Annotated in this window: 20 protein-coding genes, 1 pseudogene and 1 riboswitch; of the genes and pseudogenes, 6 read left to right on the plus strand and 15 right to left on the minus strand. The window is 71.2% G+C overall.

The genetic code is table 11. The features are described 5' to 3' along the window. Positions 1–1690 (plus strand): annotated as a pseudogene (locus ACSEEN_RS19440) (hypothetical protein); the annotation flags it as partial. A 39-nt stretch (positions 1691–1729) separates the two neighbouring features. Here ACSEEN_RS19440 and ACSEEN_RS19445 read toward each other — a convergent pair. Then, positions 1730–2347: a TetR/AcrR family transcriptional regulator gene (locus tag ACSEEN_RS19445; RefSeq protein ID WP_440714064.1), complete on the minus strand. Its 618-nt coding sequence runs from the start codon at positions 2345–2347 to the stop codon at positions 1730–1732. A gap of 91 nt (positions 2348–2438) precedes the next feature. On the opposite strand from ACSEEN_RS19445, the gene ACSEEN_RS19450 reads away from it, so the two are divergent. Beyond that, a complete protein-coding gene (locus tag ACSEEN_RS19450; RefSeq protein ID WP_440714065.1) occupies positions 2439–3995 on the plus strand; it encodes a DHA2 family efflux MFS transporter permease subunit in 1557 nt (518 codons plus the stop codon). 11 nt (positions 3996–4006) lie between these two features. Here ACSEEN_RS19450 and ACSEEN_RS19455 read toward each other — a convergent pair whose 3' ends face one another. Both ACSEEN_RS19455 and ACSEEN_RS19460 read right to left on the minus strand, forming a co-directional pair. Continuing rightward, positions 4007–5401 carry a class II 3-deoxy-7-phosphoheptulonate synthase gene (locus tag ACSEEN_RS19455; RefSeq protein WP_247864054.1) on the minus strand — a complete coding sequence of 465 codons (1395 nt, stop codon included), beginning with the start codon at positions 5399–5401 and terminating at the stop codon, positions 4007–4009. Positions 5402–5482: 81 nt separating this feature from the next. Further along, the gene (locus tag ACSEEN_RS19460; RefSeq protein ID WP_298443983.1) at positions 5483–5965 is read right to left on the minus strand and encodes a polyadenylate-specific 3'-exoribonuclease AS; all 483 of its coding nucleotides are present in this window, start codon (positions 5963–5965) and stop codon (positions 5483–5485) included. Between the two features lie 92 nt (positions 5966–6057). On the opposite strand from ACSEEN_RS19460, the gene ACSEEN_RS19465 reads away from it, so the two are divergent. Beyond that, positions 6058–7377, plus strand: coding sequence for a glycosyltransferase 87 family protein (locus tag ACSEEN_RS19465; RefSeq protein ID WP_440714066.1), 1320 nt, complete (start codon positions 6058–6060; stop codon positions 7375–7377). 9 nt (positions 7378–7386) lie between these two features. Here the strand turns inward: ACSEEN_RS19465 and ACSEEN_RS19470 are convergent, their stop codons facing one another. The 6 genes from ACSEEN_RS19470 to ACSEEN_RS19495 all read right to left on the minus strand — a co-directional run bounded on the left by ACSEEN_RS19470 (position 7387) and on the right by ACSEEN_RS19495 (position 11706). Then, on the minus strand, positions 7387–8076 hold the full coding sequence (locus ACSEEN_RS19470; protein WP_247864056.1) for a lysophospholipid acyltransferase family protein: 690 nt from the start codon (positions 8074–8076) through the stop codon (positions 7387–7389). Between the two features lie 70 nt (positions 8077–8146). Further along, positions 8147–9151, minus strand: coding sequence for an ROK family protein (locus ACSEEN_RS19475; RefSeq protein WP_247864057.1), 1005 nt, complete (start codon positions 9149–9151; stop codon positions 8147–8149). Positions 9152–9165: 14 nt separating this feature from the next. Continuing rightward, a complete protein-coding gene (locus ACSEEN_RS19480) occupies positions 9166–9525 on the minus strand; it encodes a hypothetical protein (protein ID WP_298443970.1) in 360 nt (119 codons plus the stop codon). Positions 9526–9639: 114 nt separating this feature from the next. Further along, entirely contained in the window at positions 9640–10839 is a 1200-nt protein-coding gene (locus tag ACSEEN_RS19485; RefSeq protein ID WP_440714071.1) for an ArsA family ATPase, read from the minus strand. 20 nt (positions 10840–10859) lie between these two features. Further along, positions 10860–11297 (minus strand): SRPBCC family protein, encoded by a 438-nt coding sequence (locus tag ACSEEN_RS19490; protein WP_247864059.1) that lies wholly within the window; start codon positions 11295–11297, stop codon positions 10860–10862. Further along, positions 11290–11706, minus strand: a complete 417-nt coding sequence (locus tag ACSEEN_RS19495) for a hypothetical protein (protein ID WP_247864060.1) — start codon at positions 11704–11706, stop codon at positions 11290–11292. The genes ACSEEN_RS19490 and ACSEEN_RS19495 overlap by 8 nt, the downstream gene beginning before the upstream one ends. 163 nt (positions 11707–11869) lie before the next feature. Here ACSEEN_RS19495 and ACSEEN_RS19500 point away from each other — a divergent pair, with 163 nt between their 5' ends. After that, positions 11870–13678, plus strand: coding sequence for an AMP-dependent synthetase/ligase (locus ACSEEN_RS19500; protein WP_247864061.1), 1809 nt, complete (start codon positions 11870–11872; stop codon positions 13676–13678). 228 nt (positions 13679–13906) lie between these two features. Here ACSEEN_RS19500 and ACSEEN_RS19505 read toward each other — a convergent pair whose 3' ends face one another. The 6 genes from ACSEEN_RS19505 to ACSEEN_RS19530 all read right to left on the minus strand — a co-directional run bounded on the left by ACSEEN_RS19505 (position 13907) and on the right by ACSEEN_RS19530 (position 19297). Further along, positions 13907–14374, minus strand: coding sequence for an ABC transporter permease (locus ACSEEN_RS19505; protein WP_440714067.1), 468 nt, complete (start codon positions 14372–14374; stop codon positions 13907–13909). After that, positions 14374–15492: a glycosyltransferase family 4 protein gene (locus ACSEEN_RS19510; RefSeq protein WP_440714068.1), complete on the minus strand. Its 1119-nt coding sequence runs from the start codon at positions 15490–15492 to the stop codon at positions 14374–14376. The genes ACSEEN_RS19505 and ACSEEN_RS19510 overlap by 1 nt, the downstream gene beginning before the upstream one ends. Continuing rightward, positions 15493–17019, minus strand: coding sequence for a peptidase MA family metallohydrolase (locus ACSEEN_RS19515; protein WP_440714069.1), 1527 nt, complete (start codon positions 17017–17019; stop codon positions 15493–15495). It lies immediately after the preceding gene. Between the two features lie 31 nt (positions 17020–17050). Next, positions 17051–18100, minus strand: coding sequence for a C40 family peptidase (locus ACSEEN_RS19520; protein WP_247864065.1), 1050 nt, complete (start codon positions 18098–18100; stop codon positions 17051–17053). A gap of 94 nt (positions 18101–18194) precedes the next feature. Continuing rightward, positions 18195–18776, minus strand: a complete 582-nt coding sequence (locus ACSEEN_RS19525) for a C40 family peptidase (protein ID WP_247864066.1) — start codon at positions 18774–18776, stop codon at positions 18195–18197. 17 nt (positions 18777–18793) lie between these two features. Further along, positions 18794–18979: riboswitch (cyclic di-AMP (ydaO/yuaA leader) on the minus strand. 111 nt (positions 18980–19090) lie between these two features. Continuing rightward, complete coding sequence (locus ACSEEN_RS19530; RefSeq protein ID WP_247864067.1) at positions 19091–19297, minus strand: hypothetical protein; 207 nt, start codon at positions 19295–19297, stop codon at positions 19091–19093. Between the two features lie 238 nt (positions 19298–19535). Here ACSEEN_RS19530 and ACSEEN_RS19535 point away from each other — a divergent pair, with 238 nt between their 5' ends. Next, complete coding sequence (locus ACSEEN_RS19535) at positions 19536–21344, plus strand: DEDD exonuclease domain-containing protein (protein ID WP_298445048.1); 1809 nt, start codon at positions 19536–19538, stop codon at positions 21342–21344. Then, positions 21341–21619: an Lrp/AsnC family transcriptional regulator gene (locus ACSEEN_RS19540; protein WP_247864069.1), complete on the plus strand. Its 279-nt coding sequence runs from the start codon at positions 21341–21343 to the stop codon at positions 21617–21619. The genes ACSEEN_RS19535 and ACSEEN_RS19540 overlap by 4 nt, the downstream gene beginning before the upstream one ends. Positions 21620–21624 lie beyond the last annotated feature (5 nt).

The following is a 21624-nucleotide window of genomic DNA, read 5'->3' on the forward strand; positions in this document are numbered from 1 at the left end:
TGACGACCTCGCCACGGCCCTGGCTCGGGCGGGGCATGTCTCGGTGAAGGCGGCCGGGCAGATCGCCGACCGGATCGTCACCACCCATGACGCCGAGGCGAGCCGGAAACGACACGAGAAGGCGCAGCGCCGGAAGAATGTCACCCGGCGCGACTACGCGGAAGGGCTGGGCGGGATTCATGTCACCGCTGACGCCGAGGAGACTCGCCTGGCCTATGAGGCGGTGGAGGCGATGGTCGCCGGGGTCTGCCTGAATGACCCCCGCACCATGGGGGCGCGGCGGTCGGCGGCGGCGATCGCGCGTCTGCGGGGATTACCGTTCACCTGTGCCTGCCCGGACAAGACCACCTGCACCGCGACCCTGACTGACGAAGAGATTTCTGAGCGGCAGGCGCGGATCATCGTGCACGCGGTGTGCCGCAAGTCCACCCTGACCGGGCAGGACGATCAGCCCGGGTTCCTCGATGGGCACGGGCCGATCAGCGCCGACCATGCCCGCGACCTCGCCCGCCGCCCCGACGCACTGGTGCGGGACCTCGACCTGGACAAACTCCTGACCCCACACTCGGCGGCAACAGCAACGGCAAGGGCAAGGGCAACGGCAGCGGGGCCTGACGCGTCTTCCCACCGATCGAGTGGACTCCATGCTGGTCGAGGTCTCGACACGAAGGCCCAGTCCGCGGCGACCGGCGACAACCCGGCCCAGCACGGCGCGGACACCGAGGCAGCTGGCGGCCCCGGTCCGGCGGCCGAGATCCGGCCACCAGACGACCACGGTCGCGATGAGGCTGACCGGGCAGTTTCCGACGGCGGCGGCCCGGCACGTCATGACACTGATGAACAGGCCGTTGAACTTCCTGCGAGCAGGGCGTTTCGACACGTCTCGGCTAGCGCCTCGACGGCTCAACGGGCTACCAACGGCTCCGCGCCGCCGGACGTCTCGGCTCACGACTCGACGGCTCAACGGGCTACCAACGGCTCCGTGCCGCCGGACGTCTCGGCTCACGACTCGACGGCTCTACGGGCGAACAACGGTCCCGTGCCGCCGGACGTCGCAGCTCACGACCCGACGGCTCAACGGGCCAACAACGGCCGCGTGCCGCCGGTGTTTCTCACCGACACCGCCCAGCCCGGCGACCCCTACCGGCCCACCGCGGCCCTGGACGTCCTGGTCCGCGCCCTGTTCGGCACGTGCACGATCCCGGGCTGCCACCAGCCGGCGTGGCGCTGCGAGTTGGATCACTGCGAGGAATACGACCAGGTGTGCCCGGCCTCGGGCGGCCCGACCTGTTTGTGCAATGTCAACCCCAAATGTCAGCGTCATCACCTCCTGAAAACCCACCTCGGCGCGTCGAACCCCGCAGACGGGTGGGTCGATGAGCAGTGGATCGACGACGACGGCACCGTCTGGACCGCGATCACCGTCCACGGCATGACGTTCGAGACCCGCGCACCGAACCAGTGGCTGTTCCCCCAGCTCACCGGGGTGAGGTGTGCCCACCAGCCCCAAGCACCACCCGAACCCGGCCCACACGTACCGGCAGGCCCCGGGAACGAGGGCGGATACGCACCCAGGGGCGGTCTGCGGGCGGCCACCGCCTACAAACACGCCTGGCGCCGCACCGAACGCGCCCGCCTGCGCCGAGAACGCGCACGCGCCGCCGAAGCCGCCGGACCACCACCGTTCTGACCGGAGCGGTCGGCCAGAACGGGCGGTCTCGATCCAGACCTACGGAGCCAGGCCCCGCACGATCAGGGCCAGCACGTTCTCGTAATTCTTCGCGCCGTGGTCGGCGAAGGCCTCCGCGCCCGATTCCGCGCCCGCCCGCGACAGCGCGGGCTCGGCGCCGGCCAGTTCCAGCGAGACTGCGCCGTGCGCGCACGACCACACCTGCACCGCGATCTCGACCGGGTCACCGGCCCGGATCACGCCGCCGACCTGCGCGTACCGCACGATGTCCACCAGATTGTCGAATGCCCGCGCCACCGTCCTGCCTTCGGCCTCGCAGGTCGTGGAGAACATCAGCGAGTAGAGCACCGGGTTCGCCAGCGCGAAATCGCGATAGGCGACGCCGCTGGCGACCAGCCGCGCCGCGGCCTCGGCGTCGGTGGTGGCGATGGCGGCACCGAATTCGGCGAACCCGTCCGTGACCACCGCGTCGAGCAGCCCCTCCTTGCCGTCGAAGTGGTTGTAGACCCCCATCGGCGCGACACCGGCCTCCTTCGCGACGGCCCGCACGGTGAGCCCGGCCGCCCCGTCCCGCTCGAGGATGCGCCGGCCGGCGGCGACCAGCAGCGGGCGGACATCGCCCGCCGACGTCCGGCTACGAGGAGTCTCCGATGACATGTTGACAAGCCTACTGGAACGGTGTTCTTCTTTAATAGAACATTGTTACACAACAAAAGAACGGTGTTCTAAAACAAGAGAGGCGAGATCGATGAGAAACCGCTGGTGGACGCTCGGCGCCCTGTGCTTCGCCGAACTACTGGTGATGATCGACAACACGATCGTCAACGTCGCCCTGCCCACACTGGGCCGCGACCTGCACGCCGGGATCTCCGGACTGCAATGGATCGTCGACATGTACACGCTGGTCTTCGCCGGACTGCTGCTGACCGGCGGCTACCTCGGCGACCGGTTCGGGCACCGTCGCACCCTGCTGATCGGCATCGCCGGATTCACCGCGGCGTCGGCTCTCGCCGCGTCGGCGGGCTCACTCGGCCAGCTGATCGCCACCCGCGGGCTGCTCGGAGTCTTCGCCGCCCTGGTCTTCCCGGCCACGCTCGCGATCATCACGGCCACGTTCCTCCCGGGGCGGCAGCGGGCCGTCGCCGTCGGCATCTGGGCCGCGGTGTCCGGCATCGCGGTCGCGATCGGCCCGGTGCTCGGCGGCTGGCTGCTGGAACACTTCTCGTGGTCGTCGGTGTTCTGGGTCAATCTGCCGTTCGGCGCCCTCGCGATCGCGGCGGTCGTGCTCACGGTGCCCGGCACCCGGCCGGAAGCGGCTCACCCGTTCGACGTCCCCGGCCTGGCACTGTCCATCGCCGGCCTCGGACTGCTGACCTTCTCGGTGATCGAAGGCCCCCATCACGGCTGGTCCAGCGCCCGCACGATCGGCGGTCTGGTGCTGGCGGCCGTGATCCTCGCCGGGTTCGTGATGCGCCAGCTCCGCGTCACCCATCCGATCCTGGACGTCCGGCTGTTCGCCAACCGCTACTTCGCGACGGCGGCCACGATGATCGCCGTCGCGTTCTTCGCACTGTTCGGCTTCATCTTCCTGATCACCCAGTTCTTCCAGGCGGTCCAGGGCTACGGACCGCTCGCCGCCGGCGTCCGCACCCTGCCGTTCGCCGCCGTGATGGCCGTCTTCTCACCGGTCGCCATGGCGCTGGCCCACCGCTTCGGCCCGCGATCGGTCGCGACCGCCGGGGCCCTGTTCATGACCGCCGGATTCGCCCTCGTCGAGACGGCCTCGCGGACCTCCGGCTACTGGCAGCTGGTGGTCTGGTCGATGGCGCTGATGGCGGTGGGCCTGGCCTTCATCTCCGGGCCATGCACCCAGGTGATCATGGACGCGCTCACCCCCGCACAGGCCGGGGCGGGCTCGGCCGTCAACGACACCACCCGGGAGATCGGCGGCGCACTGGGCGTCGCGGTCCTCGGGTCGGTCCTCACCTCGGTCTACGCCGCGGGCGTCTCCGACCGGTTCGCCGCGCTCGGCGTCCCGCACGCGGCGACCGACACCGCCGCCGGTTCGGTGATGGCCGGGGTCGAGGTGGCCCATCGCGCCCCGCCCGGCGCGGTGACGACGCTGACCGTCACCGTACAAGACGTCTTCGTCGACGGGCTGCACAGCGCCGTCTGGGTCGCCGTGGCGGTGACCGCCGCGGCCGCGGTCCTCGGCTTCGTCGCGCTGCGCGGCGTTCCGCGCGGACACGTCGCCGGACCCGAGCCGGAACGCGAGCCGGCCGAGGCCGCAGCGCTCCCGGCGTGACCGGAGCGGCGTCAGCCGCGGAGCATCTCCGCGACCAGGAAGGCCAGTTCCAGCGACTGCTGGGTGTTCAGACGCGGATCGCAGGCCGTCTCGTAGCGGCTCTCCAGGTCGAGATCGGAGATGTCCTGGGCGCCGCCGAGGCACTCGGTGACGTCCTCGCCGGTCAGCTCGATGTGGATGCCGCCCGGGTGGGTGCCGAGCGCGCGATGCACCTCGAAGAAGCCCTGGACCTCATCGATGACGCGATCGAAGTGCCGGGTCTTGAAACCGTTCGACGCCGTGTGGGTGTTGCCGTGCATGGGATCGCACTGCCAGATCACCTTATGGCCCGTCTCCTCGACGGCCTTGACGATCCCCGGCAGCACCTCGCGCACCTTGTCGTTGCCCATCCGGGAGACCAGCGTGAGCCGGCCCGGACTGTTGTCCGGGTCGAGCAGCTCCACGTACTCGACGGCCTGCTCGGGGGTGGTGGTGGGCCCGATCTTCATGCCGATCGGATTGGCGATCAGCTTGGCGAACGCGACGTGGGCGCCGTCGATCTGACGGGTCCGCTCGCCGATCCAGAGGAAGTGCGCGGACAGGTCGTACAGGACCGGCTCGTCGCCGCCCCGCGGGTCGTCGGCCAGCCGCAGCATGGCGCGCTCGTAGTCCATCACCAGCGCCTCGTGCGAGGCGAAGATCGACGCCGACTCGAGGCTGGAGTCGGTGACGCCGCAGGCGTCCATGAAGCGCAATCCGCGGTCGATCTCGGCGGCGAGCGCCTCGTAGCGGGCACCGGCCGGGGACGCGGCGACGAACTCGCGATTCCAGTCGTGCACGCGGGCCAGCCGCGCCTCACTGCCGGTGAGCGCGCGGACCAGGTTCATCGCGGCGGCGGCGTTGGCGTACGCCCGCACCAGGCGCGACGGGTCGTGCACGCGCGCGTCCTCGTTCGGGTCGAGGCCGTTGACCATGTCGCCGCGGTAGCTGAGCAGCCCGAGCGAGTCGGTGTTGGCCGAGCGCGGCTTGGCGTACTGGCCGGCGATGCGCGCCACCTTCACCACCGGGGTGCTGGCGCCGTAGGTGAGCACCACGGCCATCTGCAGCAGCGTGCGGATGTTGGCCTTGATGTGCGGCTCGGTGTTGGCGGCGAAGGTCTCGGCGCAGTCGCCGCCCTGCAGCAGGAAGGCCCGTCCCTCGGCGACCTCGGCGAGCTGGGCGCGCAGATTCTCGACCTCCGACGGCATGCAGATCGGCGGCACGCTCTCCAGCACGGTGCGCATCTTGCGCGCCTCGTCGGGCGCCCAGCTCGGCTGCTGCAGCGCGGGCCGGGCCAGCATGTCCTCGAACTCGGCCTGCAACTTCCCCGGCAGCGGGGGGAGCTCCGGGAGCTCGTCGATCGGTACGTCTACGGTCCAGTTCACCACGGCGTCCAGGGTATCGGAGAGTCGCCGCGGGCCCGCCGGAGGCCGGGACTTATCCGGTGCCCGCCGAACCCGGCGAACCACTCACCCGCGTGCGGCCTCGATGGCCTTCCATCGCAGCAGGTTCTGCCGGGCGTCGACGAGCGCGCTGTGCGCGTCGCGGCTGGTGGCCGGAAGCTCCGGACTGCCCGCCACCTCCCAGTGCTGGCGCAGCTCGCGCGTGAAGCGCGGCAACTCCCGCGGCAGCCCCGGCATGGCGCCCCACAGCTGGCACAGCACCACGTGGTCGTAGGCGCCCACCCACGCCCACAACTCCACCTCACCCGGTCCGGCGGTCAGGAAGGCGAGCAGGTCGTCGCGGATCTGGCGGCGGCTGCGCCAGGCCTTGTCGGCCGGTGACGGGAGCTTGTCGAGCACATTCGCCCGCACCCACGGCCCGGCTCGGCCGGGATCGAATTCGGTGGACACGGCGTAGAACTCGCGACCGTCCTCGGCGACGACGCCGATGGACACGAGCTCGATCGTGGTGCCGTCCTCGATGAACTCGCAGTCGTAGAAGTAGCGCACGGGCACCGATTATCCACGCCGCCGCACCCGGTGGCGAGGCGGCGGGCCCACACGGCGACCGCGCGGATCGGCCGGGCGGTACCTTTAACGCCATGTCTCCGTACGCCCGCACGACGGCGATCAGGCTGAGCCGGTGGCGGCCCGGGCCGTTCGCGTGGGTCAGTGCGATCGTGGTGCTGGCCACCTCGGCGACCCTGCAGATCATCGGTATTCCGGGCACGTCGAGCTACGGCACCCGGAGCCGCTTCGACCTGGACGTCTACCGGCTCGGCGGCCAGCTGTGGCACCAGGGCATCAGCCTGTACGCCGACGGATCGCTGCCGTTCACCCAGGACGGGATCTGGCTGCCCTTCACCTATCCCCCGTTCGCCGCCATGGTGTTCACCCCGCTGGGCGCGCTCTCCCTCGCCGCCGGCGGGATTCTCATCTCGGTGCTCAGCGTCGTCTGCCTGGTCTACGTGACGGCCATCTTCCTCCGTCTGCTGCACGTCGGCGCTGCCGCCGGCCGGCCCGTGCTCGCCCTGTGGATCTCCGCGGTCGCGGTGTGGTCCAACCCCTTCGGGATGACGCTCGGCTTCGGCCAGATCAACATCATCCTGCTGGCGATGATCGTGATCGATCTGTTCGCCGTCGGCCGGGCCCGTGCCACGGACGACGACGGACGCGCCCCGACCGGCCCGGTGGCGGTGCTGCGCGGCACCCTCGTCGGCCTCGCCTCGGCGATCAAGTTGACGCCGCTGGTCTTCCTCGGCGTGTTCGCCGCCGCCGCGAGATGGCGGGCGTTCTGGACCGGGGTGGCGGCCTTCGTGCTGGCCGCCGCGATCGCCGCGGCCTGGCTGCCCGCCGACTCGCGCACCTACTGGACCGACACGGTCTTCCACACCAGCCGGATCGGGGTGCCGGAGGGGCCGATCAACCAGAACCTCAACGCCGCGTGGCTGCGGATCCTCGGCGCCGAGAATCCGGCCGCCCCGGCCGCCTGGGTGTTGTCGGCGCTGGTGGTGACGGCGCTGGCCGGTACGGCGCTGTGGCGCACCCGCCCGGTGGCGGCGTTCGCCCCGGGCGCGACCGCGCGCGACGACGTGAACGCCCTGCTCGCCGCCTGCCTCGTCGCCCTGTGGGGGCTGATGGTCGCCCCGACCACGTGGTCGCACCACTGGGTGTGGGCGCTCCCGGCGATCATGGCGTGCTTCGTGCTGGCCGTCGACACCCGGGAACGCTGGACGGCTCGGTGCTACGGCGGGCTCGGCGTGATCGGGGTGCCGATCTTCCTGATCGGCCCGTTCCAGCTGCTGCCGAAGGACGTCACCGTGTGGTCGTGGTGGCAGCAGGTCGTCGGCAACGCCTACCTGCTGTGGGGCCTGCTGTTCCTGATCCTGCTGTGCGTCAAGCCTTTTCGCGCGCTCGAGTGACGAGGACGACTACGCGGCGGCCGGCGGCTTCGGGTTCTTCAGGCTGGCCGCGTAGACGTCCACGTACTGCTGGCCGGAGAGCCGCATCAGGGCGTACATGATCTCGTCGGTCACGGCCCGCTCGATGAAGCGGTTCCCGGCCATCCCCTCGTAGCGGGAGAAGTCGAGCGGCTCGCCGACGCGGATGGTGAGCCGGGTCGGGCGCGGCAGCACGGTGCCGGGCGGGTTGATCCGGTCGGTGCCGATCATCGCGACGGGGATCACCGGGACCCCGGTCTCCAGCGCCATCCGGGCCAGGCCCGTCTTGCCCTTGTACAGGCGGCCGTCCGGCGAGCGGGTGCCCTCCGGGTACAGGCAGAGCAGTCGCCCGGACTCCAGGACCCGCTTACCGGCGAGGAGGGCGCCCGCGGCGGCCGTCGCTCCGGACCGGTCGATCGGGATCTGGCCCGACGAGGAGAAGAACCAGCGCTGGAAACGGCCTTTGAGACCGGTGCCGGTGAAGTATTCCGACTTGGCGAGGAAGAAGATCCGCCGGGGCACCGTCAGCGGGAGGTAGAAGCTGTCGACGACGGCGAGGTGATTGCTCGCCAGGAGCGCGGCGCCGTCGTCCGGAATGTTCTCCAGGCCCTCCACCTTGGGGCGGCCCATCAGCCACAGCCACGGTCCCATGAGGATGTACTTGAACAGGTAGTACCACATACTCCCGACCCGCTTCCTTCCGGCATCCGCGGCCCGACGCGATCAGCGGGCCCGAGTTCGGTCCCTCACTCTACTGTGCGACGGCCACGAGCGGCGCGCCCGGCTCCTGCCGTCCGGCGAGTCCGAGACGCGCCACCTGGGCGGCGCCGATCAGACCCGCGGCCTCCCCCAGCTGCGTCGCCCGGATCCGGGCCAGCTGGCGGTGACCGGCCCCCGTCACCAGACCCGCGTAGTGTTCGCGCGCCTCATCCAGGTACAGCCCGGAGGCCATGCCGAGGCCGCCGGCGATCACGATCATGTCCGGGTCGAAGACGTCGGCGATCATCGCCATCCCCTGCCCCAGCCAGCGCGCCAGACTCGCGAACGCCGCCACCGCCACCGGATCCCCCTCCGCGGCGGCGGCCGCCACCCGGCGTCCGGTGAGTGATCCGGGATCGGCGGCGGAATCGGCGGCCAGCACCGAATGCCGGGCATCGGTCTCGGCCATCAGCTCGACGGCCGTATCGACCAGTGCGGTTCCGCTGCAATATCTTTCGAGGCATCCGCGCTTACCGCAGCTGCACGGCCGTCCGTCGGGAACGACGGTGAGGTGCCCGAACTCGGGGGCGACGCCGAAGCTTCCGCGATAGATCTCACCGCCCATCAGCATGCCCGCGCCGATGCCCGTGCCCAGGGCCAGCACCAGGGTGTTGTGTCCCCGCGAGGCCGCGCCGAAGTGCAGCTCGGCCAGGGCCGCGGAGTTGCCGTCGTGCTCGGCGAACACCGGCAGGCCGAGCCGCTCGGACATCTCGGCCGGCACCGCGGCCTCCCGCCACGCGAGATGGGGCGCGAACCGCACGGTCTGGCAGTCCGGTGACAGGAATCCGGCGATCGCCAGTCCCACCGCGTGCACCGTCCAGCGGTCGCGGAGTTCCCCCACCAGCCGGTCCAGGCAGTGTTCCAGGGCCCCGGCGGTCGGCGGTGTCGCGGCCCGGAGGGTGTCGAGCATCCCGCCGCGGGCGTCGACCACCGCGGCGCGCACGCTGGTGCCGCCGATGTCGATGCCGATGGTGAGGTCGTTGCCGGAGGTGCTCATCGTCCCTCAGCCTTTCACGGATGCGCGGGTGCCGCGGTGATCCGGACCGGAATCGACTGGAACCGGGTCGAGGCCGGCGCGGCCGTGTCCGACTCGGCGCGGAGCAGTTCGGCGGCGGCCTCCAGCACCGCGATGCACGCCGCGAGCAGGCGTGAGACCAGATCCCCGAGCTCGGCGGCCAGGCCGCCGGCCTCCCCGACCAGCCCGGCCAGTCTGGCGAGCCCCTCGTCGTCGATCCCCGGCAGACCGGCGAGGCCGGGACCGGTGATCAGCGCGGCCAGCTGTTCGATCTGTCCGGCGACACCGAGCAGCAGGGTGCCGACCGGATCACCGGAGGTGGCCCCGGTTCCGGTCTCCTGCGTGTCGTCGGCCATGGAAGACGGTCTCCTCGCTTCTCGAACGGTGCGAATCGTCAAGGTTACCCGCCGGTCACTTCCGGATGCATCCGGCGTCCGGCGCGCTGCGGAAACACGCTACGCCGACGGTCGTCAGCGCTGCGGCCAGACCGCCGGATCCGGCCGGAATCCGACGCTGAGCCGTGCGCCGTCCCAATCGGCCGCGGTCACCTGGCAGCGCCGCAGTACCGACGGCAGGCGCACCGGCTGCCGGAACCCGGCGATCGTCACCAGCAGGTCGTCGCCGGAGCGGCCGAGCGCGAGCTGCTCGGGGTCGGGCAGCGCCTGCCGCCACGACAGCCGGTATTCCGCATCCAGACCCTCGCCGCCGACGTGTTCGACGACGGGGGCGGCCGCGGCCCGCGGCCGGCCGTTCGGGGCGGGCAACACGACGCGGAGCTTCCGCAGCCGGGAGAGGCGGACCGGCTCCTCGTCGCGGCGGCCGATCGTCACCATGGAGACCGCCGATCCCGCATCGGGTCCGAGGAGACCCCTCGCCCGGTCGAGTACCGCTTCGGTGGGCAGACCGCCGGAACCGGCGTTCACCAGCACCGATCGCAGCGGCAATCCCATCACGTCGGCGGCCGCCACGTCGTCGCCGATCCGGGCCAGGCCGCGTTGGCCGCCGGTGCCGACCAGGTGCACGGACACCTCGTGCGAGTCGGCGATCAGTTCGCGCAGATCCTGGCAGTCCCGGTCGATGCCTTCCACGGCGGTGGCGATCTGGGCCAGTGCCGGCTTCTCGGCGGCCTCGGCGAGCCGCCGGTGCCGCGGCCACAGCCGGTCGATCGCGGTGGCGAGCACGGTCGGCGACCGCAACACGGCGAACGGATCCCCCGCCCCGGACAGGTCGACCACGACTCGCTGCCAGCGGCCGGAGGTGGCGGCGTCGCGGATCGCGCGCAACAGCAGGAACTCCGAGATCCCCGGCAATCCGGTGAGTTCCCCGGCGTCGACGCCGGTGAGGGTTCCCACCAGCGGCAGGCTCCGGGCCGCGCCCACCCCGGCCAGGGCCCCGGTGAACCCCGACCAGGCCGTCTCGGTGACGGCGAGCGGATCCAGATGGAGCAGATCGAGTTCCCCGGTCACCGGCACCGGCTGCCCCGGCACCCGGAAGACGCCGAGGCGGCGCGGCAGGTCCGAGCGCGGATCGACGGACACCAGCAGCACCCCGCCGGTGTCGGCGCGCGCGAGAGGTCCGCTGCCGCGGGCCGGCGCGGCCGCGCGCGCCAGCTCGAGGGCTCCGGCGGCGGCCAGCGTCGAGACGCCGGAGCCGCCGGGCCCCAGCACCAGGTGGAGAGGCGCCAGATCGATCAGCCTTCGACCCTCTTCTTGAGGTCGTTCAGCGCGGCGTCGGTGATGGCCTTCTCGGCGCGGCGCTTCAGCTGGCTGATCATCGGGATCTTCAGGTCGACGGTGAGCGAGTAGGTCACCTTGGTCGAGCCGGGGACCTGCTGGGTCAGCCGGTAGCTGCCGAGCTGATCGCGCTGCAGGTCACTGGATTCCAGCCGCCACGACACCTCGGTGCCGTCGGCCGCCCACGCGTAGTCGAGCACGTAGGTGTCGGTGAGCACCCCGGCGTCGAGCACGAAGCGCACCCGCCGGGCGCGCCCGGCGTCGTCACTGTCGAGCACGGTCACCTCCCGCGCGGCGGTGACCCACTCGGGGTACGCGGCGAAGTCGGCGATCACGCCCATGACGGCGTCGACGTCGGCGCCGATGACGATGGACTGCTCGGTGTGGTCAGCCACGACGCACCGCGCGGTCCGGGGCGGCGGGGCCGCCGATCTCGCGGTCGCCCTCCAAGAGCGCCTTCACCTGGAACGACATCTCCTTGCCCGCCACTCGCCGCTGCTTGTTGGCCTCGGCGATCGCGGCCATCGCGGCGGCCGGATCGGCGGGCAACGGGGTCGTCGGCTCACCGTGCAGGTAGTAGTGCAGGACGAAGCCGTCGAGCACTTCCTCGCACCAGATCTCCATGGTGCCCTCGACGGGACCGGCGACCCGCCAGCGCACACCGGCGTCGCCACGGTCCTCGACCACCTCGAGCCGCAGGTCGCCGAACCACTGCCGCCACCGCGCGCGATCGGTCACCACGGCGCCGGCACTGCTCGGGGCCGCGGCGACGAAGGTCTCGTCGGCTACCTGGATGGTTGTCACCGTCCTAGCTTCACATACCGGTATTCGGCGGGGAAAGCCGACCACGCACAAACGCCGAACACGGGGCGATAGACTCTTCTTTCGTTCAGCGCAGAGCGATAGCGATCCTCCCGCGCCGCCTCCCGACGCACGGACCGCAGCAGAATGAGAGAGGTATCCACCCATGGCCGAATGCCGCGTTCCTGCCCAGTACACGATCCCGCCGGAACGGAACGCGACCGATGTCCTGTTCGACGCCGCCGCGGCCGAACCCGGCCGGACCGTCTTCCTCGACGAGGCCGGCGGACAGTGGCTCCCGGTCAGCGCGCAGGAGGCGGCCGACAAGGTCCGGGCACTGGCCAAGGGCCTGATCGCGTCGGGCGTCAACGCCGGTGACCGGGTCGCCCTGCTGTCGGCGACCCGCCTGGAATGGACGCTGATCGACTTCGCCATCTGGTCCGCCGGCGCCACACCGGTGCCGATCTACGACTCGTCGTCGGCCCCGCAGATCGACTGGATCATGGAGGACTCGGGGGCCGTCGCGATCGTCGTCGAGAACGACAAGAAGCGCGCCCTCCTCGACGACGTCTCGCACGTCACCGCGGCCACCGGCGTCTTCGTCATCGCGCCGGACGACGGCCCCGGCATCCTCGAATCCCTCACCGCGGCCGGCGCCGACGTGACCGACACCGAACTGGAGGCCCGCCGGACGTCGCTGCACGCCGACTCGCCGGCGACCCTGATCTACACCTCCGGCACCACCGGCCGCCCCAAGGGCGTCATGCTCTACCACTCGAACCTGCTCGGCGAGATCGGCGGCGTTCTGGACACCTCGCTCAGCGATCTCCTCGGCGAGGGCAAGCGGCTGCTGCTCTTCCTCCCGATGGCGCATGTGCTGGCCCGCGCCATCAACCTGGTGGCCATCGAGGCCCGCGTCGAGGTCGGGTTCACCTCCGACGTGAAGAATCTGCTGCCGACATTCGAGGTCTTCCACCCGTCGCTGATCCTGTCGGTGCCGCGCGTCTTCGAGAAGGTCTACAACACGGCCCGGCAGAAGGCGTACGACGAGTCCAAGGTCAAGGGCGTGATCTTCGACCGCGCCGCGTCGACCGCCATCTCCTACTCGAAGGCCGGCGAGAGCGGCTCGATCGGCAAGGTCCTGGACCTGCGTCACCAGCTGTACGACCGGCTCGTCTACTCCAAGCTGCGGGCCGCGCTGGGCGGTCAGTGCGAGCTCGCCATCTCCGGCGGCGCGCCGCTCGGCGCTCGTCTCGGCCACTTCTTCCGCGGCGTCGGCATCCCGGTGTACGAGGGCTACGGCCTCACCGAGACCACCGCGGCCGTCACCGTCAACACCCCGAGCCACGCGCGGATGGGCACCGTCGGGCGGCCCATCCCCGGCAACGCCGTGCGCATCGCCGAGGACGGCGAGGTGCTGCTCAACGGCGCCGTCGTCTTCGGCGGCTACTGGGACAACCCCGATGCCACCGCCGAGGCCATCACCGACGGCTGGTTCCACACCGGTGACCTCGGGTCGCTCGACGAGGACGGCTACCTGAAGATCACCGGCCGCAAGAAGGAGATCATCGTCACCGCCGGCGGCAAGAACGTCTCCCCGGCGCCGATGGAGGACATCATGCGGGCGCACCCGATGATCTCCCAGGCGATGGTCGTGGGCGACCAGAAGCCGTTCATCGGCACCCTGCTCACGCTCGACGCCGACGAGATCCCCGGCTGGCTGTCGCGCAACGGCAAGGACCCGAACACGCCGGTCCGGCTGCTGGTCAAGGATCCCGAACTGCACGCCGACCTGCAGACCGCGATCGACGAGGCCAACGCCACCGTCTCGCACGCCGAGGCGATCAAGAAGTTCCGGATCCTGCACGACGACTTCACCGAGGACAACGGCATGCTGACGCCGACCATGAAGGTGAAGCGCAAGGTGGTGGCCGATCACTACGACCACCAGATCGACAAGATCTACCGCAAGTGACTCTCCCCGCCCGTCCTCTATGAGGGCGGGCGGGTGCGTCTGCGATCGTCTGGCAAAGTCCTCGCGCCACCCGCCGGCTGAGCCGTCCGAGGCGATAGCCGAGGACGAGTCGAAGCCACGCCCGCGGCCGGTGAGCTGATCTCGACTCCGCTCGATCGACATGAACTCCGCTCGATCGACATGACTCCGATCGAGTGGGCCGGGCGGGCCCTCACATCAAATTGCGCGTCACCGCGACGAGCGGAGCAGAGCGAACTGGACGAGGGCCGTGGTGCCCGCCAGAATCGTCCCGACCACGCCGGCCACGAGAAATGTGATCCGCCAGTCGGTCCAATTCATCAGGCCGAACACCGCGATGACCGCGTAGCACCCCGCCACGAGAGCTGCGACCCACGTGCGCAGCACGAGCGCGGCGACCACCGCGGGAATGGCGAGAACCATCGCCACCTGCACCGGCGGAGACAGACCCAGCGCGTAGCGAATCGAGTCATCGCACGTCGCATCGGCGTGCGCCAGTGGTCCGGAGAGGCTGTCCCCTTTCGCGCAGCCGAGCGACACCGAACCCACCGGCATCGCCGCCACGAACACACCCGCCGCGACGCCGAGAACCGCGAGCCCCAGCCAGCACGCTCTGAGGACCGTCGACCGCCCGCCCGGACCGCTGCGGCCGTCTTCCGATCCCACCACGGGCGACACTAGAGCAGCTGGTCGAGTCTCGCGGCCTGGTGGCGCCACTGCCAGCGCTCCACCGTCCAGCGACGACCCGCCGCGCCCATCGCGGCGGCGCGCTCGGGATCGGTCAGGATGCTCGCGATCGCGTCGGCGACGACCGCCGGCCTACGGCCGTTGACCACCAGGCCGGTCTCGCCGTCGACGACCGTCTCCGGGGCGCCGCCGGAATCGCCGGCCACGACCGGCACGCCGGTCGCGGAGGCCTCCAGGAAGACGATGCCCAGACCCTCGACGTCCAGTCCGCCGCCGCGCGTGCGGGTGGGCATGGCGAAGACGTCGCCCATCGCGTAGTGGCCCGGCAGCTCCGCGTACGGCACCGATCCGGTGAAGGTGACCCGGTCGGCGACACCCGTCTTGTGGGCGAGCGCCTTCAGCCGGTCCGCGTAGGGGCCGCCGCCGACGATCATCAGGTGCACGTCCGGCACGGCGTCGAGCACCCGCGGAAGAGCCTTGATCAGGGTGTCCTGCCCCTTGCGCGGCACCAGGCGCGACACACACACGACGACGGGCCGCTCGCCCAGTCCGTAGCGGTCGCGCAGTTCCGCGCGCGCCATCGGGTTCGGTGCGAAGCGGTCGACGTCGACCCCGCACGGCAGATACTCCAGCGCGGCCCAGCGACCGAAGGCCGAGGCGAACCGTCCGCGCGTGTACTTGCTGACGAAGGTGATCACGTCGGCCGTGTCGCCGATCAGCCTCAGCACCTGCCGGGCGATCGGCAGCATCGACCAGCCCACCTCATGGCCGTGCGTGCTCGCCACGATCCGGTCCGCGCCCGCTCGCCGCAACACCGGGCCGAGGATCGCGAGCGGCGCCGCCGCGCCGAACCACACCGTGTGAATGTCGTTCTCCCGCACCAGCTTCGCCGCACGACGAGCGACCGCCGGAGTGGGCAGCATGAGCGTCGTCGGATGCCGCACGATCCGGTAGGGCGCGGCGTCGTCGTACGCTTCGCAGCCCTTCCAGCGCGGCGCGTACACCGTCACCTCGTCGGCCGGCAGATGCGCGATCAGGTTCTCCAGGTACGACTGGATCCCGCCGGGGCGGGGCGGGAAGTCGTTGGTGACGAGCAGGGTGCGCCGCATTCAGCGCACCTGCTTGCCGAGCCAGGTCCGCCACTGCGCGACGGCGGTCGCCCGGTCCACACCGAGCGCCCCGGCCAGGGCCGCGTCGGTCTTCGCGACCGGTCCGCCCTGGGCGACGGCGAGATACATCCGCTTGAGCTTGTCCTCGCCGTACTTCTGCGCGACGAACGTCGCGAAGCTCCAGGAGCTCTGGTAGGCGAGCCGGGCGGCATCGGTGTCGACGGAGAAGTCCTTGTCGCTCGGCAGCGCTTTCGGCACGTCGCCCGCGGCGATCTGCGCGGACAGCTCCGGCGCCACATCGGTGAAGTCGACCTTGGTGCCGCGGCGGCCGACGTACTCGGCGACCCCCTCGGTGAGCCACATCGGCGCGTCGTCGGCGGTGTCGAGCCTGGTCGCGACGTGGGTCAGCTCGTGCCGTAGCACCACGCCGATGCCGGCCACCGACAGCTGGCCGGCGGCGGGCGCGAGCACCACGCGCTGGCCGATCACCGTCTTGGCCCCGCCGTCGATCCGCGAGAAGACGGTCGCCGCGGCCGCCGCGTTGGTCTCCCCCGGCGCGGTGCGGGTGAACCCGGCGAACTGTTCGGGGGTGCCGGTGACCTGGATGACGGCCTTGCGCACCCACGCGTCACCCCAGAACGCGGTCACCGCGGCGACGGCCGGCGCGAGCTGGTCGCGCACCTTCGCCACGGTGCGGTCGGTACCCGGGTACGACAGGATCGACGACGTGCCGCCGGCCGTCGGAACGTCGTCGGCCAGGAGCCCGCCGAACGCCCACGGCACCAGTTCGGGCGGCCGCACCTCCTGCGTGGGGTCGACCGACTCGTCGGGGGCCAGCGAACCGTCGCCCAGCAGCTTCCAGTCGTCTCCGTAACGGGCGACGGCCAGTTCCTGCGGCACATCGATCACCGGCTCGTCGACACCCGGACGGGCCGCACCGCCGAGCGCGTAGCTCGCGGTGATCGGGGTGACCCACGTGTCGGAGGCGCCGGCGTCGTTCAGCCGTACGCCGAGTTCGCCGCCGATCAGCCGCTCCGGCCCGGCCGACGGGGCCAGCCGGTACTGCAGGGTCCGCAGCACCAGGTTGCTGCCCCGCGGCACCGTGGCGGCCGGGGCCGACGACGACGGCCGATCCCCCGAGCGCGGCGACCGCCGCGGCACCGAGCGCTGCGGCGCCGGGCTCTGTGGCGCCGCCCCGGACGGGGTGGCCGTGGGCGCGACGGACGTGGCGGCGCGACGGGCCGGGGCCGGCCGAAGGTCGTCCTGCGCACGATGGAGCGACTGCCGGAACGCGGGAGTCGCCAGCGGGTCGATCAACGCGTCGAGCCCGGCCCGATCACCGCTGGTGAGGGCCTTGGTGAGGGCGTCGAGCAGGGCGGTGACCCCGTCGGCCCGCTGCTGCTCGAAGGCGTTCGGCGGGGTGCTGAACAGCGGCGTCGTCGACGACGACGGCGCGGCCGCCTTCTCGCCGGAACCGCACGCGGTCACTCCCCCGGCGAGCAGGGCGAGGGCGGTGGCGGAGGCCACCGCCCGGGAGGCCCTGGAGGCTGGGGACAAGTCAGTACCGTCGCGCCGAGTTGTAGGGGCCGGCCTTGTCGATGGGCACCACGGCGACCGGGACACCGAACGTGGAGGCATGGATCACGTAGCCGTCGCCGACGTACATGCCGACGTGGTGGGCGTCGCCGTAGTAGATGATCAGGTCGCCCGGCTTGAGGTCGCCCCGGGCCACCGGGGTGCCGCCGCCCATCTGCGCTTCGCTGGTCCGCGGCAGGGTCTTGCCCGCCTGCTTGTAGGCCCACACCATCAGACCCGAGCAGTCGAACTGGTTCGGTCCGGTGGCACCCCAGACGTAGGGATCGCCGATGCGGCTGATCGCGGCCTGCACGGCGATCGCCTCGGGCGAGGTGCCCTTCGGGACCGCCCGCGGGTCGAAGTTGTACTTGGGGCCGCGCAGCGCGGCCAGTTGCTTGCCGGTCATCGACTGGTAGACCGCGCGGATGGTGACCGCTTCCAGCTGCAGATCGGACTGCTTGGCCTGCAGTTCGCCGCGCTTGCGCACCGCATCGGTCATCGCGGCCGAGGCCGTCGCCGACGTCTTCTGCGCGGCCGCCTTGGCGCTGGTCGCCCGGTCGACCGACTTCTTGACACTCGCGATGTCGCCGTCGACCTGCCGGGAGATCACCTCGAGGTCGGACATGTTGTCCAGGACGTTCTGCGGCGAGTCGCTGACCAGCAGGGCGTAGAGCCGGTTGGCGCGGACTCCGCGCGAACTCGCCCGGGCCAGCACGTCGACCGTGGCCCGCGCCTCGTCGAGGCGGCGGTCGGCCGCGTCCAGGTCCTTCTGCGCGGCGGCGGCGTCCTTGCGCGCGCCGGCGGCGATCTTGCGCTGCTTGTCGTACTCGGCCTGCGCCTTGTTCATCGACTCGGCCGACTTCTCGGCCTGGTCCGACAACTGGCGGTAGTGCGTGAGCAACTGGTCCGCCGAGCGCGCCGGCTCGGCCATCGCCAACTCGGGCGAGACCACCGCCAGCGTGGTCGCGACGCTCAGCGCCGCGACGATCGATACGCCGCGCCGGGTGGCACGGCGGAATTCACACGTACGCATCACTTCTGACATCCCTACCGATACTCGAATCGAGCCGCGCTCCCCGGAGGGGCCCACGGCTCGACTCGGTACTGCATGTTTGCGGCGTGTGCGCTCAGTAGCGGCGGATGCCGGTCAGCGCCCAGGCCTTGACCGGCGCGCGCTTCACCGGCACACCCTCGGTCGAGGCGTGGATGAACTGGCCGTGGCCAGCGTAGATGCCGGCGTGGCCGCCGCCGTTGAAGATCAGCACGTCGCCGGGCTTGGCGTCGGCGAGCGAAGACACTCGCTGGCCGCCGCCGAGCTGGCCGTAGCTGTCACGCGGGATGGTCTTACCGGCCTGCTTGTACGACCAGTAGACGAGGCCGGAGCAGTCGAAGGCGTTCGGGCCGGCGGCGCCGTACACGTAGGGCGAGCCGATCTTGGACTCGGCGGCGCGCAGCGCCTTCTGGGCACGCACCGGCTGGCTGTTGAGCAGACCCCCGCCGTTGTTGCCGTTCTGCTGGAACTGCGGCGGCACCTGGTTGTCGTTGATGCCGGGGACCTCGAAGGTCCCGACACCCGGCACGTTCACCGGGGCGGCGTCGGCCGGACCGGCCGCGAGCGCGAGGGCACCGACGGCGATCGAACCGGTGACCACGGCGGTCTTGGCCACCTTGGCGGCGACGCGGGGCTGTTCCAAACGGTGTTTGGCCACGGAAAGTATCTCCTTGTTGTTTCTCCCTGACCGCCGACCGGGTTAGCTGTCGGGTTCGGGCCGGAAGAGATGGCCCTACGCGGTTGCCCGCGATTCACCCCGATCCCTCGGCGCACCCGGCTCTCGCCGCGCGTCCGATGAGGAAGTGGTGGTTCCCCGGTACGCGGCCCTTGGTGGGGGCCGCGATTAGGCGGTGACCTCGGAGCGGAAATCCCCTGGCGGGAACCCCCGCCCTGGAAGGTCTCAGAAAGATTACGAAACTCGCGGGTCCGATGTCCACCGAACGCGCGAGGCGGTCGGGACCGCCTACCGGATCAGACCGCCCGGAGACGGCCGTGCGAACGCTCGGTGAATCCCGTTTGACGTGCTGCGATGTCACTTCTGGCGGCCCGTGCGGCCGCCCGCGAAATCAGCGCTGTGTCAACGAACACATCGATGGCATCGAGGAGGTCGTCATCGGTCTCCGCCCACTGGCTTTCGGGACCGAAGTCCCTGGTGGCAGGGGAAAAGAGCACCTGCATCAGACATCCGTCACAGGCCCGCTGCCGGGCCGGGCACGTCGCGCAGTCGATTTTCATTGTGATCTACCTCTCATTCGTAGCGTTGAGCGTGGTGACCGCCGTTTTCCGGCGGACCACGGCGCTCCGGCGGCACGGGAACACTCGACTCGAGGTGGAGACTAGGACGACCCTCCGACACCGGGGCCGCGGACCGCCGCGGCGGAACGGATTGTCGGAGGTGCCGCCTACCTTCCCGGGTATGGCTGATCACCGACCCGAACAGCAGCTGAGCTTCGCCGATCTCCCCGACGACGAGGAGTTCGCCACCGCCGCGCTGTACGACACCACCCTGGTGATCGTCGATCTGGAGACCACCGGCGGCAGCGCCGACCGGGATGCGATCACCGAGATCGGCGCGGTGAAGATCCGCGGCGGCGAGGTGCTCGGCGAGTTCGCCACCCTGGTCGACCCGGGTCGGGAGATTCCGCCGCAGATCGTCTCGCTGACCGGCATCACCACGGCGATGGTGCACGACGCCCCCACCATCGACGAGGTGCTGCCGGCGTTCTTCGAGTTCGCCCGCGGCGCGATCCTGGTGGCCCACAACGCCCGGTTCGACACCGGCTTCCTCAAACGCGCCGCCGCCCGCCGTCATCTGCCCTGGCCGTTCCCGGCGACGCTGTGCACCGTGGTGATGGCGCGGCGGATCCTCTCCCGGCAAGAAGCACCCACGGTCAAGCTGAGTGCGCTCGCCGAGCTCTTCGACGTCTCCGTGACGCCCACCCACCGGGCGCTCGACGACGCCCGCGCCACCGTCGAGGTGTTCCACTGTCTTCTCGAGCGCGTCGGGAATCAGGGTGTCCGCACCTATCGCGACCTGACCCGCTATCTGCCGCGCACCACGCCCGCGGTGCGCGCCAAGCGCACGCTCGCCGCCGGGCTGCCGCATCGGCCGGGCGTGTACCTCTTTCGCGGTCCCGGTGACGAGGTCCTCTATATCGGGACGGCCGTCGATCTGCACCGGCGCGTCTCCCAGTACTTCACCGGCGCCGATCCGCGCGCCCGGATGGCCGAGATGGTGGCCCTCGCCCGCCGGGTGGAGCACGTGGAGTGCGCGCACGCCCTCGAAGCCGGCGTGCGCGAACTGACCCTGCTGGCGGTGCACAAGCCCGCGTACAACCGGCGCTCCCGCAATCCGCGACAGGGCTGGTGGGTCGTGCTCACCGCCGAACGCTTCCCACGCCTGCGGGTGACCCGTACTCCCGGCGAGCTCTGTCTCGGCCCGTTCGGCGGCCGCGCGGCCGCCGCGGACGTCGCCGATGTGATCGCCGGTGCCGCCGGCCTGCGCACCTGCACGACGTCCCTGACGACCGCCGACCACCATTTCTGCCCGGGGACCGCCGCGGCCGCGGCGATGCCCGACCCGCTCGTCGCGGCGCTGCCGGGGGCGTGTCGTGCCGCGAGCGACCGCCCGCAGACCCTGCCCGACTATCTGCCCCGCGTCCGGGCCGCCGCCGATCTGATCGAGGGCCGATCCGACGCGCTGCTCGACCAGCTCGCCGGGCGCCTGGCCCGGCTCGCCGAACTGCGTCGCTTCGAGTCGGCCGCCCGCGCCCGCGACCGGCTCGCCGCGACCATCGAGGCCCTCGCCCGCTGCCAGCGCCTCTCCGCGCTCGCCCGGCTCGACGAACTGGTTCTCGCCCGGCCGGCCTCCGCGCCGGCCGGCGGCTGGGACTTCGCGGTGATCCGCTACGGCCGGCTCGCCGGCGCGGGCTACGCGGCGCGCGGTGTGGCGCCGATGCCGGTCGTCGAACTCCTCGTCGCCGGGGCGCAGTCGATCCCGCCGCCGGGTCCCGGCGACGGTCCACTGTCCGGGGCGCCGCCCGAGGAGGTGGCGCTGCTCTGGCGGTGGATCGCCGAGCCGGGCACCCGGGTGGTCTCGGTGACCGGCGACCTGTCGCTCCCGATCGGCTCGGCGCAGCGCCGTCTCGACTTCTCCGACGTCGCCCGCCGCGCCCGGGAACACCCGGCTCCACCGGCCGCCGGCTCGTTTAGGCTCGGGGCATGATCACCGCCATCGTCCTCATCGGAGCCGACATCCACCAGATCCCGGAGACCGCGCAGGCCGTCGCCGACATCCCGGGGGTCACCGAGGTGTACTCGTGCGCCGGGGACGTCGATCTGATCGCCAAGGTGCGTGTCCGCAGCCACGACGACATCGCCGATGTCGTCACCGGCCGGATCAACCGGCTCCCCGGAGTGCGCCACAGCGCCACCCACATCGCTTTCCGCAGCTACTCGAGCTCGGAGGTGGAGGGCGGCTTCTCCATCGGAGAGGAATAAGGAGA

Source organism: Gordonia marina (assembly GCF_052036135.1).
Lineage (GTDB): Bacteria > Actinomycetota > Actinomycetes > Mycobacteriales > Mycobacteriaceae > Gordonia.